The following is a 14,488-nucleotide window of genomic DNA, read 5'->3' as shown; positions in this document are numbered from 1 at the left end:
AAGATGGATGGATGGGATTCCATGTTGACTCCGAGGCCGGGCGGCTGCGCCGGGTCATCCTGCATCGCCCCGATCTGGAGCTGAAGCGGCTCACGCCGTCGAACAAGGACGCCTTGCTCTTCGACGACGTGCTGTGGGTGCGCCGGGCGCGGGCCGAGCACGACGGTTTCGCGGATGTGCTGCGCGACCGCGGTGTGGAGGTGCACCTCTTCGGGGATCTGCTGGCCGAGAGCCTGCAGATCCCCGAGGCGCGGACGCTGATCCTGGACCGGGTCTTCGACGAGAAGGAGTACGGGCCGCTGGCCACCGACCATCTGCGTGCGGCATTCGACGAGCTGCCGGTGCCGGAGCTCGTCGAGGCGCTGGTGGGCGGCATGACCAAGCGTGAGTTCCTGGAGCGCCATCCGGAGCCGACCTCGGTCCGCTTCCATGTGATGGACCTGGACGACTTCCTGCTGGGGCCGTTGCCCAACCACCTCTTCACCCGCGACACCTCCGCCTGGATCTACGACGGGGTGTCGATCAACTCGATGCGCTGGCCGGCCCGGCAGCGCGAGACGGTGCACTACGAGGCGATCTACCGCCACCACCCGCTCTTCCGCGGCGAGGGCTTCCACGTCTGGTCGGAGGGGCAGGCGGACTTCCCCTCGACCATCGAGGGCGGCGACGTCCTGGTGCTGGGCAGCGGCGCGGTGCTGATCGGGATGAGCGAGCGGACCACCCCGCAGGCCGTCGAACTGCTGGCGCGCGGGCTGTTCGCGGCCGGCTCCGCGCGCACGATCGTGGCGCTCGACATGCCCAAGCGCCGGGCGTTCATGCACCTGGACACCGTCATGACCATGATCGACGGGGATACCTTCACCCAGTACGAGGGGCTCGGCATGCTCCGCTCGTACACCATCGAGCCGGGCTCGGGCGACCAGGACCTCAAGGTCACCGACCATCCGCCGGAGCATATGCACCGCGCCATAGCGGCCTCGCTGGGGCTGTCCGACATCCGGGTGCTGACCGCGACGCAGGACGTGCACTCCGCGGAGCGCGAGCAGTGGGACGACGGATGCAATGTGCTGGCGGTCGAGCCGGGCGTGGTGGTGGCCTACGAGCGCAACGTCACCACGAACACCTTTCTGCGCAAGCGCGGCATCGAGGTGATCACGATTCCGGGCAGTGAGCTGGGGCGGGGCCGGGGCGGCCCGCGCTGTATGAGCTGCCCGGTGGCGCGGGACGCGGTGCCCGGGGCAGCCTGAGGGTGACAGCCGGGTACGCGGGAGCTGCCGTATATAGATACGGAGCCTTGTATATACTTCCAGGGTGCGGGGTCGTGCGGCCCCGTCATGTCTCCGTACACACCCCGTCCCGACCGCCGCGAACCAGGAGCCCACCCATGGCGATAGACCTCAGGGGCCGCCACTTCCTCAAGGAGCTGGACTTCAGCGCCGAGGAGTTCCGCCGACTGATCGACCTGGCGGCCGAGCTCAAAGCGGCCAAGCGCGCCGGCACCGAGGTCGCCCGCCTCCAGGGCAGGAACATCGCCCTGATCTTCGAGAAGACCTCGACCAGGACCCGCTGCTCCTTCGAGGTCGCGGCCGCCGACCAGGGCGCCTCGACCACCTACCTCGACCCCGCCGGCTCGCAGATCGGGCACAAGGAGTCGGTCAAGGACACCGCCCGGGTCCTGGGCAGGATGTTCGACGGGATCGAGTTCCGCGGCAGCCGGCAGTCCGACGTCGAGGAGCTGGCCGCGTACGCCGGTGTGCCGGTCTTCAACGGGCTGACCGACGACTGGCACCCGACCCAGATGCTCGCCGACGTCCTGACCATGGTCGAGCACGGCGGGGGACGCCCCCTGGAGGAGACCGCCTTCGCCTACCTCGGCGACGCCCGCAACAACATGGGCAACTCCTACCTCGTCACGGGTGCCCTGCTCGGCATGGACGTGCGGATCGTGGCGCCCCGGCAGCTGTGGCCCGAGCAGCCGGTCATCGACCGGGCGCACGAGCTCGCCGGGACCAGCGGCGCCCGGATCACGCTCACCGAGGACGTCGCCGAGGGCGTGCGCGGCGCGGACTTCGTCGCCACCGACGTCTGGGTCTCCATGGGGGAGCCCAAGGAGGTGTGGGACGAGCGGATCGCGCTGCTCGCCCCGTACGCGGTGACGATGGAGGTGCTGCGCGCCACCGGCAAGCCGGCGGTGAAGTTCCTGCACTGCCTGCCCGCGTACCACGACCTGGGCACGGCGGTCGGCCGGGAGATCCACGCCCGGCACGGCCTGTCGTCGCTGGAGGTCACCGACGAGGTCTTCGAGTCCGCGCACTCCGTCGTCTTCGACGAGGCGGAGAACCGTATGCACACCATCAAGGCGGTGCTGGTCGCGACGCTCGCCCGCTGAACGGCGGCCCCATCCGGCACGGAGCGCGGGATGGTACGAAAAATCACACTGCATAGTCATACGTCTCGACGGGCGATCATGCAGTCCCAGCGGCTACCATCGAGCCGCTCGCGGGGTTCGGACCCACCGGTCCGGACCCCGCTTCCGTGTGTGGCCCACCCCGCCGCGCGCACCGCACCACCAGAGAGAGAACCACCCCCATGAGTCCCTCAGGGCCGTCCGGACTGCGCATCAAGTCCCCTGACCTCCTCGTCGCCGAATCAGGCGCCGACCTCGAAGGCAACGGCCTCCAGCGCAGCATGGGGCTCTTCCAGCTCGTGTGCTTCGGTGTCGGCGCCATCGTCGGAACCGGCATCTTCGTCGGCCTGTCCGACACCGTGGCCGAGTCCGGCCCCGCCGTCATCCTGTCCTTCGTGCTGGCGGCCGTCACCTGCGTCTTCACCGCCTTCTCCTTCGCGGAGCTGGGCGGCGCGATACCGGTGTCCGGCAGCTCGTACTCCTACGCCTACGCCACCCTCGGCGAGCGCACCGCCTTCCTCGTCGGCTGGTGCCTGCTGCTCGAATACGGCATCTCGGTCTCGGCGGTCGCCGTCGGCTGGGGCCAGTACCTCAACGAGCTGCTGGGCAGCCTGATCGGCTGGCAGCTGCCGGCCGCGCTCTCCAGCCCGCCCGGTGACGGCGGCATCGTCAACGTCCCGGCCGTCGTCGTGATGCTGCTCGCTGCCCTGCTGCTGGTCCGCGGCATCCGGGAGAGCGCCCGGGCGACCGCCGCGATGGCGGTGCTGAAGCTCGCGATCCTGGTGCTGTTCTGCGCGATCGGGTTCAGCGCGTTCCGGGCCGGCAACCTCGCGCCGTTCGCCCCCGAGGGCATCGCCGGGATCACCTCCGGCGCCTCGCTCGCGTTCTTCTCGTACATCGGCTTCGACGCGATCACCACGGCCGGCGAAGAGGTGAAGAACCCGCGGCGCAACATCCCCGTCGCGATCATGATCTGCATCGGTGTGGTCACCGTGCTGTACTGCCTGGTCGCGCTCGCCGCCATCGGCGCGCTCTCCTCCGACCAGGTCGCCGGCCGGCCCGCCGCGCTGTCGCTGATCGTCAACCGGGTCACCGACTCGACGCTCGGCGGCGGGGTGATCGCCTTCGGCGCGGTCGTCGCCATCGCGTCCGTCGTCCTCGCGGTGATGTACGGCCAGACCCGCATCCTGATGTCGATGTCGCGGGACGGGCTGATCCCGCGGATCTTCGAGCGGATCTCGCCCCGTACGTCCACGCCCGTCGCCAACACCTGGATCGTCGCGGTCGTCTTCGCCGTGCCGGCCGCGGTGGTCCCGCTGGACGTGGTGATGAACCTCAGCACCCTGGGGACGCTGGCAGTCATGGCGGTGGTCAACCTCAGTGTGATGGTGCTCCGCCGCACCCGCCCCGATCTGCCGCGCCGCTTCCGCGTCCCGCTCTTCCCCGCGAGCCCGCTGCTCGGCATCGGCTTCTGCCTCTACCTGATGTACGGGACCGGCCCGGCCACCTGGCTGCAGTTCGCCGGGTTCCTGGCCGCCGGCGCGCTGGTCTACGCGCTCTACGGGCGGCGCCATTCGCGGCTCGGGTCGGGCACGGAGCAGGGCGCCGACCAGGACGTCAGCGGCGTCGGCGCGGTTTCCGCAGCTCGGGAAGGATGAACCAGACGGCCTTGCCGCGCGGCGTCGGCTGACAGCCGGACGCGGAGCTGAGGGACCGGACCAGCAGCAGACCGCGGCCGTGGGCGGCGCGGCCCGGGGCGGTGCGCTCGCCCGCGTCACCGGCGGGCGGCGGCTGCGGGGGAGACTGCGGGGCCGGCGGGGGCCCGCCGAGCCCCTCGACGAGCACCGGATCGCCGTCGTGCACCTCCACCCGGCAGCCCGCGGCCCCCAGCTCCACCACCAGCTCGACGGGGTCCGCGGCACGGGTGTGTCTGAGGGCGTTGGCCACCAGCTCGGCGGTCAGCAGCTGGGCGGTGGTGCGGTCGGCCGTGGCCCGCAGGTCCTGCAGGGCGCAGCGGACCATCGCCCGTGCGATGGGCACCGCGGTCGCGCCCCGGGGCAGCACGATGTGCCAGGTCGTGGGGGTGGGGGGTGCCAGCATGAGCCGCTCGTTCCGTTCACGGGGGCGGTCGGCCGCCCGACGGCCAGATCGGACACCTCCACCGTAGGAACCGCGGCGGCGACCGCGGCAGAGGCGAGTGGCCGGGCCCGTAGGGACTTGAGCCATCCGGCGGAAGGGACCTTCGTCCCGCGGCGTCCGGAGCGGCGGCGTATTGCGCCATCGTGACGGTGGTCACAGGACGGTGATAACTTCGAAGGGCATCCGGAAGAGCATCCACCGGCCGACCCGCCAAAGGGGGCAGGCAGTTAGATGAGCCCGTTCGCAGGATCCGCCCGCAGCACAGATTCCTGGCAGCACATCCGCGTGACCAGGGACGACGGGATCGCCACGGTCACCCTGGCACGCCCGCAGAAGCTCAATGCGCTCACCTTCGAGGCCTACGCCGACCTCCGCGACCTGCTGGCGGAGCTCTCCAGGGAACGCTCCGTGCGCGCCCTCGTGCTCGCCGGGGAGGGCCGCGGCTTCTGCTCCGGCGGCGATGTCGAAGAGATCATCGGCGCCACGTTGGGGATGGACACCGCACAGCTGCTGGACTTCAACCGGATGACCGGCCAGGTCGTACGGGCGCTGCGGGAGTGCCCGTTCCCGGTGGTCGCGGCCGTGCACGGCGTCGCGGCCGGCGCCGGCGCCGTGCTCGCGCTGGCCGCGGACTTCCGCGTCGCCGACCCGTCCGCCCGCTTCGCCTTCCTCTTCACCCGGGTCGGCCTCTCCGGCGGCGACATGGGCGCGGCCTATCTGCTGCCCCGCGTCATCGGGCTGGGCCACGCCACCCGGCTGCTGATGCTCGGCGACGCGGTACGCGCGCCGGAGGCCGAACGGATCGGTCTGATCAGCGAGTTGGCCGAGGAGGGCCATGCCGACGAGGCGGCCGCCGCGCTCGCCCGGCGGCTCGCCGAGGGGCCCGCGCTGGCGCACGCCCAGACGAAGGCGCTGCTCACCGCCGAGCTCGACATGCCGCTGGCCGCCGCCGTGGAGATGGACGCCGCCACCCAGGCACTGCTGATGAACAGCGCCGACTACGCGGAGTTCCACGCCGCGTTCACGGAGAAGCGGACGCCCAAGTGGCAGGGGAAATAGCCATGCGGGTCGCCGTCATCGGCGGTGGACCGGGCGGGCTGTACGCCGCGGCCCTCCTCAAACGCCTCGACCCCACCCGTGAGATCACCGTATGGGAGCGCAACGCCCCCGACGACACCTTCGGCTTCGGCGTCGTGCTCTCCGACGAGACCCTCGGCGGCATCGAGCACGCCGACCCCGAGGTCTACCGCGCACTCCAGGCGGAGTTCGTGCGCTGGGACGACATCGACATCGTGCACCGGGGCCGGACCCTCACCTCCGGCGGGCACGGCTTCGCGGCCCTTGGGCGGCGCCGGCTGCTGGCCGTACTCCACCGGCGCTGCCGCGACCTCGGCGTCGAGCTGCGCTTTCGTACCGAGGCGCCACCCGCCGCCGCGCTGGCCGGCGACTACGACCTGGTCATCGCCGCCGACGGGGTGCACAGCGCGACCCGCACCGCGCACGCCGACGCCTTCCGGCCGCGGCTGACCACCCACCGCTGCCGCTACATCTGGCTCGCCGCCGACTTCGCCTTCGACGCCTTCCGCTTCGAGATCGCCGAGACCGAGCACGGCGTCGCCCAACTGCACGCCTACCCCTATTCACCGGGCGACAGCACCGTCATCGTCGAGATGCGCGAGGAGGTCTGGCGGGCGGCCGGGCTCCACCGCTGTGACGAGCGCGGGTCCGCCGAATGGTGCGCCAAGACCTTCACCGACGCACTGCGCGGCCGGTCGCTGCACTCCAACAACTCCAGCTGGACCGCCTTTCGCACTGTCGTCAACGACCACTGGTCACACGGCAATACGGTGCTGCTCGGCGATGCCGCGCACACCGCGCACTTCTCCATCGGCTCCGGCACCAAGCTCGCCGTCGAGGACGCCCTGGCGCTGGCCGCCTGCCTCCAGGAGCAGCCCGACACCGCCGGAGCGCTGGCCGCGTACGAGGCGGAGCGCCGCCCCGTCGTCGCCTCCACCCAGCGCGCCGCCCGCGCCAGCCTCGCCTGGTTCGAGGAGCTGGCCACCTACGTCGACCAGCCGCCCCGCCAGTTCGCCTTCAACCTCCTCACCCGCAGCCGCCGTGTCACCCACGACAACCTGCGGCTGCGCGACCCCCGGTTCGTCGCGGCCGTCGAGGGCGAGGCGGGCACCCCGGCCGGCACACCACCGATGTTCACGCCCTTCCGGCTGCGCCAACTGACCCTGCGCAACCGCGTCGTCGTCTCGCCCATGGACATGTACTCCGCGCAGGACGGCGTCCCCGGGGACTTCCACCTCGTCCATCTGGGCGCCCGCGCCCTGGGCGGGGCGGGCCTGGTGATGACCGAGATGGTGTGCGTCAGCGAACAAGGCCGGATCACACCGGGCTGCGCCGGGCTCTACACCCCGCAGCAGGCCGCGGCCTGGCGCCGCGTCACCGACTTCGTGCACACCCAGGCGCCCGGCACCGCGATCGGCCTCCAGCTCGGCCACTCCGGCCGCAAGGGCTCCACAAAGCTGATGTGGGACGGCATCGACGAGCCGCTCGATGACGGCAACTGGCCTCTCGTCGCGGCATCCCCCCTTCCGTACAAGCCCGGCAGCCAGCGCCCCCACGAGCTGACCGCGCGCGAACTCGCCGCGATACGGGGGGAGTTCACCGCGGCCGCGCGACGGGCCGTCGACTGCGGCTTCGACCTGCTCGAACTGCACTGCGCCCACGGCTATCTGCTGTCCGGATTCCTCTCCCCGCTGACCAATCAACGCACCGACGCCTACGGAGGTTCCCTCTCCCGCCGTCTGCGCTTCCCCCTTGAGGTCTTCGACGCGGTGCGCGCACTGTGGCCGGACGACAAGCCGATGACGGTCCGCATCTCCGCCACCGACTGGGCCGAGGGCGGCACCACCGCCGAGGACGCCGTGGCCATGGCGGCGGCCTTCGCCGAGCACGGCGCCGACGCCATCGACGTCTCCACCGGGCAGGTCGTACCCGACGAGCGCCCGGACTTCGGCCGCTCGTACCAGACGCCGTTCGCGGACCGCATCCGCAACACCCTCGGTGTGCCGGTCATCGCGGTCGGCGCCATCTCCTCCTGGGACGACGTCAACTCCCTGGTGCTCGCCGGGCGTACGGACCTGTGCGCGCTGGCCCGACCGCATCTGTACGACCCGCACTGGACGCTGCACGCCGCCGCCGAGCAGGGGTACGCAGGCCCGGGCGCCCCGTGGCCGCTGCCCTACCAGGCGGGCAGCCGCACCCCGCCCACCGGACGCACCGACGCGCCGAAGCCCCGCCTCACGCTGCGGTGACGGGGAGGCACGAGCAGCGGGGCGGGGCCGTATGCGGGGGCGTCATGAGCCTTCGGTGACGCCCGTCAGTGGCGGACCGTCAGTGACGGACCGTCAGCGCCAGCGTGCTGACGGCCCGTCAGGGTATCGGTGCGCTGGTGACGCGTGCGGTGATCACCGTCTTGCCGTGCTGTTCCACGTCGACCTCGACCTGACTGCGGCCGTCCTCGGACCGCGCCGCGGCCGGCCCCGTCGTCCGCGCCCGCACCCAGCACGGCGCGTCCAGTTCGGCGTACCGCTCGAAGGTGCACTCCATCCCGACCGGCAGCGTGACCCCGGGGGTCGACGCCTGCGCGGCCTGCCGGGCGGCCTCGATCATCAGCATGCCGGGGGCGTGGTCGACGGGGTGGTCGAAGAGCACCGGGTGGGAGGTGTCCACCCGCAGCTGCCAGCGGCCGGGCCGGCCGGTGGGGGAGAGCACCACATCGCGCTCGCGGTCCCGGGCGACCAGGTGCGGGGCGACGGGCTCGGGCAGCGGCAGCCGGCGGGCGTTGGTGAGCGTCAGATCGCTGTACTTGCCGCGCAGCCGGCGGTAGACGGCCGGGCTGTGACACGAGTAGTCGAGCGTCGCGGTGGCCAGTTCGGCGCCGTCGCACCGCACCCGGAACTCCTGGCGGGCGCTGACCAGCCGCTTGCCGCGGCGCACCACGTCGTGGTCGGTGATGTACAGCTCCACCTCGGCCGGCTCGTCGACGGCGCGCAGCGCCTGCGGTGCGAGGTCGTAGCGCAGCCGCTGCCAGATGACCGGGTGGTCGAGCGGTACGCGGTGCGCGACATGGCTGAGCAGTATCCCGGCCTGCCGCATGGTCTCGATCAGCAGCAGCGGGTCGTGCAGACCGTCGAGCGGACCGTGGCAGCCGTGAGTGCGGGGCCACTGGGCGCTCACCACCCAGCCGCCGGCGACGCCGCGCTGCCAGTTGGTCAGGAACACCTCGGACACCGCGCCGCGGTGGACGTACCCATGGGGCGCGGTGGCGGTCATGGTGGACGAACGGTTTCCTTCGGCGAACGGGCCTCTGCCGTAGTGGCGTTGCTCCGGGGATGACGGCATGAGGGTGGCGCTGGCCATAGGTGTCCTCTCTGAAGTGTGACTCTCAGCGCCCACATGGGCTGAGCCTCGCTGGCGGCCCCCCGCGGCCCCAAGATACGGACCATGTGGTTTGTTTTCTAGTGCAAGGGTCGTTACCCCGCCATCTGCGCGGGGCGGCGGCGTCAGACGGAGACCCGCGCCGCGCGGCCGTGCGGGTCGAGATGGCTCATCGCGCCGGGCGACGCCAAGCCCGGCAGGGTGTGCTTCCACAACGCCGTGACGCGTTCGGGGAGATCGGCCCGGTTGGTCGCGGCGCGCGAGAACAACTGCACGCCCATATAGGCGGCGACGAAGAACTCGGCCGCCCGGTCCGGCGCCACACCGGGCAGCAGCTCCCCGTTGTCCCGGGCTCCGCTGAACATCGTGGTGATGATGTCGGTCCAGGCCTGATAGGGCGCCAGGGGCTCCTCGCTGAACGTCGTCTCGACCGCGATACGGGTGCCGGCCTGCAGCAGCGGGTCGCTGCGCAGTGCCAGCGCCACCTGGTGGGTGAAGTCGATGGCGTCCTGCAGCCGCGACTCGCTGACCTGCGGAAGGAAGGGGTCGGTCTGCTCGGTGATGACCGCACGGGCCAGTGCGCCCTTGGAGGTGAAGTGGAAGTACACGGCTCCTTTGGTGACCCCGGCACGCTGGATGATCTCGGCCATCGTGGCGGCCTGGTACCCCCGGGTGCCGATGACATGGGCCGCGGCTTCGAGGACCGCGCGCCGGGTGCGCACTGCACGTTCCTGCTTGACCACCGATCAGCCTCCGTACTCTCGTGGAGTTGTGCCGAGTGCGATCCGCTGCCATGGCGGCGCAGTCTCCTTCGGCATCATAAGGAAGCCAACCGAGCGGTATTGAATGTGCGCGCCGTTGCGTGTACGGCCACGTGCGTACGGCTCGTCCACCACCCGTGCGTACGGCGGGAGTTCGCGACGGTCGAGGCGGCATGCGGACGACGGCGCGCCCCGGGTGCCGCGCGCACTCGCCCAGGGGCGGCATGTCGGGGCCGCGCCGGTCGAGTGGTGAGCCGCTGCGCCCTTGTGGGGCGTACGGCGCTGCTGTTGCGGGGCGCACGGCCCTTACGGCCGGGTGGGTCAGCCGGCCGCCGGCAGCTGCGCGGCCGGCACGCCGGAGGCCGGGATCCCGCCCGGCGCGGCCGGCAGCAGTCCCCACAGGCCGACCACGGCCTCCCGGTCCCACCACGTCCCGTCCTCACCGCCCAGATGCAGCAGGCCCACCACGATCGAGGTCAGCAGCTGGGCGGTGCGCCGGGGCTCGGCGGCCGACGCGTTCGCCGCGGTCGGCCGGCCGGGCTCGCCGGTCCCGCACGTCACCGCCTTGTCGAGGAAGAGCGCGTACCAGCGCTGCTCCAGGGCGTAGATGCCCAGGCCCGGTGCGGTCTCCGGGCGCAGACGCAGTCCGGCGCGCAGCACCGCGTCCGACTCCACCCGGTCGAACAGCGCGACGGCGAAGTCCTGCGCGGCGGTGGCCAGCGGCTGCGTGGAGCGGGTGAAGCCGTCCTCGATCTCCTGCAGGGTGGCGAGCGCGGCGTCCCGCACCGCGAGGGTGAGGTCGTCCTTGGACGTGAAGTGGAAGTACAGGGCTCCCTTGCTCAGTCTGGCCCGCCGGCTGATCTCGACCATGCCCGCGGCGGGAACCCCCTTCTCCAGGAAGGTCTCTGCGGCCGAGCGGATGAGTGCCTGGCGGCTCTGGATGGCGCGATGCTGGGTGGGCACGGTGTCCGTCCCGTCTCTAGTACGGCTTCGAGCTGAGTGCAGTCTACATAGAAAACCAACCATGCGGTTCGATATGCTCAGGGGGAATGGCCTGAACTGGTGCGCCCTGGCGCGAAGCTGACGATCGCCCGGGATTCCGGTGTCCTGGGGGCGCGTACGGGCGGTGTCTGGCCAGTCTGGCCCTATGGGGGTGTGTTGTCGACCCGTCAGGATGTGACAAAGGCACATTGACAAACAGCGCAGGCGGTTTTTAAATCTCCGAAGGCGGTAAACGGGACGATCCCTTCCGTTGCAGCCGCCGCGACGGTCGCGTGCCGCCCTTGGACAGCGTGTACGCCATGGCGAGACCGCCTCTGCCCTTTACCAGTCGTCGACCGCAGGCCGCTCAACCAGCTGGGCCAGCAACGTCACCCGAACCCCCGCACCCCACATCGGAATCCGGAAAGGTCTCCAGCCATGCGCGTAGCAACGGAAGTCGCCGAACGTCCCGCGAGAGGCGCACGGGGCGCCGGAGTCGACACGATCCGGGCCGCCGTCTTCGATCTCGACGGCACCCTGGCCAACACCCTTCCCGCGATCAGCAAGCTGCTGGTCAAGGTGGCCTCGGAGCAGGGCTGTTCGGTGACCCCGCGGCAGGCGGCCGCCGCCATCGGCAAGCCGCCCGGCCCCGCCTTCGGCCGGCTGCTGGGCAAGCCCGAGGACGACGGCCGGGTGCAGGCCGCCATCTCCCGCTACCGCGAGCTGTTCGCCTACGAAGTCCTGTGCCAGGGGCCGCAGCTGCTCTTCCCCGGCGTGACCGCGGGCCTGTCCGCACTGCGCGCCCACGGCGTCGAACTCGCCGTCGCCACGTCCAAGACCACCCGCAGCGCCGAAGCGCTGCTCGACGTCATGGGCATCCGTGACCTGGTCGGTCCGGTCATCGGCCAGGACATGGTCCGGCGCGGCAAACCGCACCCGGAGATGGTGCTGCGGGCCGCCGGCCGGCTGGGCGTCGCGCCCTGGCAGAGCGCGTATGTGGGGGACACCGTGGGGGACATGAGGATGGCGGTCACCGCGCGCATGGAGCCGGTCGCGGTGACCTACGGCGTCGGCACGTTCGGCGAGCTCGCCGCGGTCGCCGGCACCCGGATGTGCAGCTCGTTCAAGGACGTGGTCTCCGTGATCGCCGCCGCCAGGCCGCGGCCGGCCGTCGCGGTGGGGGCCCAGCAGCGCCGCCGCTGAGGGGCGCTCCGGCGGTCTACGGCACGGCGGCGGTCGCCTCGCGCGCGCAGTGGGCGCCCGCGGCCCGCAGGGTGTCGTGCAGCCGGCCGAACACCTCCGCCGCGCGCCCGCCCGGCCAGCCCTCGGGCAGGAGCGGAGCGGGCAGTCCGGGATCGGCGTAGGGGAGACGGCGCCAGGCGTCCAGGGCCAGCATGTAGTCGTGGTAGGCCGCCTCGGGCGGCACCGTGCGCCGGCGTGACCAGCGGCGCAGCACCGGCTCCTGCGCGTCGAGGAAGGCGCGGTACTGCGCGGCGACGGCGTCCAGGTCCCACCAGCGCGCCACCGCGTCCGCCGTGGGGGCGAAGCCGGCGTGCGCGCCGGTGAACAGATCGACGTACGGGGCCAGTTGCAGCCGCTCCAGGGTGTGCCGGGTCTCCTCGTAGAGCTGCGCGGGGGCGATCCACACGCCGGGTGCGGCCGTGCCGAAGCCGAGCCGGGCCAGCCGGGAGCGGAGCAGATGCCGCTTGTGCCGTTCCTCCTCGGGGACGGAGAAGACGGCCAGCACCCAGCCGTCGGACAGCCGCGCGGCCGGCCGGCCGAAGATCCGCCGGTCGCCGTCCTCCAGGAGCTGGCGGGCCGCGTCGGACAGCCCGTAGGCGGCCGCCCCGGAATCCGTGCGCCCGGGGACCAGCAGCCCGCGCCGCTTGAGCCGGGAGACCGCGGAGCGCACCGACGGCGGGTCCACGTCCAGCACGCCGAGCAGCCGGATCAGCGCGGCGACCGGCACCGGCGCGGCCGCCCCGCCCGCCGCGCCGGGCTCGCCGCGCCCGTAGGCGCCGTAGAACGTGACGATCAGGGACCGTGGGGTGCGCTGTGTTTGCTGGTCGGTCACCGGGTCACTCTAGAGGGGGCGTACGCAGCCGGAAGCGCTGGAGCTTGCCCGTGGGCGTGCGGGGCAGCGCGGTGTGGAAGACGATCTCGCGGGGGCATTTGTAGGGCGCGATACGGGCCTTGGTGAAGGTGCGCAGCGCGGCGACGGTCTCCTCGTCCCGGGGGACGCCGGCCCGCAGTACGACATGGGCGACGACGACCTGTCCGCGGTCCTCGTCGGCCCGCCCGACCACCGCCGCCTCGGTCACGTCGGGGTGCCGCAGCAGGGCCTCCTCCACCTCGGGGCCGGCGATGTTGTAGCCGGCCGAGATGATCATGTCGTCCGCGCGGGCCACGTACCGGAAGTAGCCGTCGGGCTCGCGGACATAGGTGTCGCCGGTGATGTTCCAGCCGCCGCGTACGTACTCCGTCTGCCGGGCGTCCGAGAGATAGCGGCAGCCGGTCGGTCCGCGGACGGCGAGCAGGCCCGGTTCGCCGTCCGGTAGCGGCGTGCCGTCCGCGCCCACCACCTGGGCCTGGAAACCGGGCACCGGGAGCCCCGTCGTGCCCGGCCGGATCGCGTCGTCGGCGGCCGAGATGAAGATGTGCAGCAGCTCCGTGGCGCCGATGCCGTTGATGATCCGCAGGCCGGTCGCCCCGTACCAGGACTGCCAGGTCGCGGCGGGCAGGTTCTCACCGGCCGACACGCACCGGCGCAGTGACGAGACGTCGTACCCGGCGAGCTCGGGCAGCATCGCCCGGTAGGCGGTCGGCGCGGTGAACAGCACCGAGACCCGGTGCGCCGCGATGTCGCCGAGCAGCCGCCCGGGCCCGCCCCAGTCGGCCAGCAGGGCCGAGGCACCGGCCCGCAGGGGGAAGACCACCAGCCCGCCGAGGCCGAAGGTGAAGCCCAGGGGCGGGCTGCCGGCGAACACATCGTCAGGCACCGGGCGCAGCACCTGGGCCGAGAAGGTGTCCGCGATGGCGAGCACATCGCGGTGGAAGTGCAGACACCCCTTGGGGCGGCCGGTGGTGCCCGAGGTGAAGGCGATCAGCGCGACGTCGTCGGCCGCGGTCGCCACCGCGGTGTACGGCGCGCCGCCGGGCCGGGCGAGCTGCCGCAGATCTCCCGGCCCGTCCCCGCCGTACGTCGTGATCCGCAGCCCCGGGACCGCGGCCCGGGAGAGGTCGCCGACCGAGCGGACATCGCACAGCGCGTACCGCACCTGCGCGATCTTGCAGATCGTGGCGAGCTCCTCGGGGCGCTGCGCGGCCAGGACGGTCACCGCGACCGCCCCCGCCTTCATCACGGCGAGCCAGCAGGCGGCCAGCCATGGCGTGGTGGGGCCGCGCAGCAGGACGCGGTTGCCGGGGCGTACGCCGAGCCGGCCGGTGAGCGCTTCGGCGATCGCGTCGACCTGCGCGCGCAGCTGCCCGTACGTCCACACCGGCCCGTTCGCGTCGCGCATCGCGGGCCGGTCCGCGCCGAACCGTTCGATGGTGCCGTCCAGCAGCTCGGCGCCGCAGTTCAGGCGGTCGGGATAGCCCAGGTCGGTGAGGTGCGGCCACTGCTCGCGGGGCGGCAGCCGGTCGCGCGCGAAGGTGTCGGTGTGGGCCGAGGACCGTGGCTCCATGGCGGGTGCGCCCCCTAGCGCGGCCAGGTGGCCGACTCGGTTGGCTGCTCGTCGCGCCGGTC

The 14,488-nt window shown here is 72.2% G+C and carries 12 protein-coding genes; 6 read left to right on the top strand and 6 right to left on the bottom strand.

All coding sequences use genetic code 11. The features are described from left to right. Positions 1-11 precede the first annotated feature (11 nt). The 3 genes from ACWD6P_RS16165 (at position 12) to ACWD6P_RS16155 (ending at position 4,065) form a co-directional block, all read left to right on the top strand. Positions 12-1,247 carry an arginine deiminase gene (locus tag ACWD6P_RS16165; RefSeq protein WP_451444717.1) on the top strand — a complete coding sequence of 412 codons (1,236 nt, stop codon included), beginning with the start codon at positions 12-14 and terminating at the stop codon, positions 1,245-1,247. A 137-nt stretch (positions 1,248-1,384) separates the two neighbouring features. Beyond that, positions 1,385-2,389, top strand: a complete 1,005-nt coding sequence (gene argF, locus ACWD6P_RS16160) for an ornithine carbamoyltransferase (protein ID WP_451444716.1) — start codon at positions 1,385-1,387, stop codon at positions 2,387-2,389. A 200-nt stretch (positions 2,390-2,589) separates the two neighbouring features. Then, positions 2,590-4,065, top strand: a complete 1,476-nt coding sequence (locus ACWD6P_RS16155) for an amino acid permease (RefSeq protein WP_451444715.1) — start codon at positions 2,590-2,592, stop codon at positions 4,063-4,065. On the opposite strand, the gene ACWD6P_RS16150 is transcribed toward ACWD6P_RS16155, so the two are convergent. Next, entirely contained in the window at positions 4,025-4,507 is a 483-nt protein-coding gene (locus ACWD6P_RS16150) for an ATP-binding protein (protein ID WP_451444714.1), read from the bottom strand. The two genes, ACWD6P_RS16155 and ACWD6P_RS16150, sit on opposite strands and share 41 nt — an antisense overlap. Before the next feature lie 270 nt (positions 4,508-4,777). Here ACWD6P_RS16150 and ACWD6P_RS16145 point away from each other — a divergent pair, with 270 nt between their 5' ends. Both ACWD6P_RS16145 and ACWD6P_RS16140 read left to right on the top strand, forming a co-directional pair. Continuing rightward, positions 4,778-5,605, top strand: coding sequence for an enoyl-CoA hydratase family protein (locus ACWD6P_RS16145; protein WP_451444713.1), 828 nt, complete (start codon positions 4,778-4,780; stop codon positions 5,603-5,605). Positions 5,606-5,607: 2 nt separating this feature from the next. Next, a complete protein-coding gene (locus tag ACWD6P_RS16140) occupies positions 5,608-7,872 on the top strand; it encodes a bifunctional salicylyl-CoA 5-hydroxylase/oxidoreductase (RefSeq protein ID WP_451444768.1) in 2,265 nt (754 codons plus the stop codon). Positions 7,873-7,990: 118 nt separating this feature from the next. Here the strand turns inward: ACWD6P_RS16140 and ACWD6P_RS16135 are convergent, their stop codons facing one another. From ACWD6P_RS16135 to ACWD6P_RS16125, 3 genes are all read right to left on the bottom strand, one after another. Then, complete coding sequence (locus ACWD6P_RS16135; RefSeq protein ID WP_451444712.1) at positions 7,991-8,893, bottom strand: ScbA/BarX family gamma-butyrolactone biosynthesis protein; 903 nt, start codon at positions 8,891-8,893, stop codon at positions 7,991-7,993. 230 nt (positions 8,894-9,123) lie between these two features. Continuing rightward, on the bottom strand, positions 9,124-9,741 hold the full coding sequence (locus tag ACWD6P_RS16130; protein ID WP_451444711.1) for a ScbR family autoregulator-binding transcription factor: 618 nt from the start codon (positions 9,739-9,741) through the stop codon (positions 9,124-9,126). 339 nt (positions 9,742-10,080) lie between these two features. Further along, positions 10,081-10,722, bottom strand: a complete 642-nt coding sequence (locus ACWD6P_RS16125) for a TetR family transcriptional regulator (RefSeq protein WP_451444710.1) — start codon at positions 10,720-10,722, stop codon at positions 10,081-10,083. 456 nt (positions 10,723-11,178) lie between these two features. On the opposite strand from ACWD6P_RS16125, the gene ACWD6P_RS16120 reads away from it, so the two are divergent. Further along, positions 11,179-11,943, top strand: coding sequence for an HAD family hydrolase (locus ACWD6P_RS16120; RefSeq protein ID WP_451444709.1), 765 nt, complete (start codon positions 11,179-11,181; stop codon positions 11,941-11,943). A gap of 16 nt (positions 11,944-11,959) precedes the next feature. Here ACWD6P_RS16120 and ACWD6P_RS16115 read toward each other — a convergent pair whose 3' ends face one another. Further along, positions 11,960-12,814 carry a PaaX family transcriptional regulator gene (locus ACWD6P_RS16115; RefSeq protein WP_451444708.1) on the bottom strand — a complete coding sequence of 285 codons (855 nt, stop codon included), beginning with the start codon at positions 12,812-12,814 and terminating at the stop codon, positions 11,960-11,962. Positions 12,815-12,818: 4 nt separating this feature from the next. Continuing rightward, a complete protein-coding gene (locus ACWD6P_RS16110) occupies positions 12,819-14,426 on the bottom strand; it encodes an AMP-binding protein (protein ID WP_451444707.1) in 1,608 nt (535 codons plus the stop codon). Positions 14,427-14,488 lie beyond the last annotated feature (62 nt).

It is taken from the genome of Streptomyces sp. NPDC002446 (assembly GCF_053595675.1).
Note: the sequence above shows the minus strand (reverse complement) of the source record. Positions and strands in the feature narration are given on the sequence as shown.

What these genes read in the sequence shown, in the direction of transcription:
- ACWD6P_RS16140 (WP_451444768.1), top strand. Translation starts at nt 5,608, where the DNA reads ATGCGGGTCGCCGTCATCGGCGGTGGACCGGGCGGGCTGTACGCCGCG.
- ACWD6P_RS16145 (WP_451444713.1), top strand. Translation starts at nt 4,778, where the DNA reads ATGAGCCCGTTCGCAGGATCCGCCCGCAGCACAGATTCCTGGCAGCAC.
- ACWD6P_RS16155 (WP_451444715.1), top strand. Translation starts at nt 2,590, where the DNA reads ATGAGTCCCTCAGGGCCGTCCGGACTGCGCATCAAGTCCCCTGACCTC.
- ACWD6P_RS16165 (WP_451444717.1), top strand. Translation starts at nt 12, where the DNA reads ATGGGATTCCATGTTGACTCCGAGGCCGGGCGGCTGCGCCGGGTCATC.
- ACWD6P_RS16150 (WP_451444714.1), bottom strand. Translation starts at nt 4,507, where the DNA reads ATGCTGGCACCCCCCACCCCCACGACCTGGCACATCGTGCTGCCCCGG.
- ACWD6P_RS16135 (WP_451444712.1), bottom strand. Translation starts at nt 8,893, where the DNA reads ATGACCGCCACCGCGCCCCATGGGTACGTCCACCGCGGCGCGGTGTCC.
- ACWD6P_RS16120 (WP_451444709.1), top strand. Translation starts at nt 11,179, where the DNA reads ATGCGCGTAGCAACGGAAGTCGCCGAACGTCCCGCGAGAGGCGCACGG.
- argF (WP_451444716.1), top strand. Translation starts at nt 1,385, where the DNA reads ATGGCGATAGACCTCAGGGGCCGCCACTTCCTCAAGGAGCTGGACTTC.
- ACWD6P_RS16110 (WP_451444707.1), bottom strand. Translation starts at nt 14,426, where the DNA reads ATGGAGCCACGGTCCTCGGCCCACACCGACACCTTCGCGCGCGACCGG.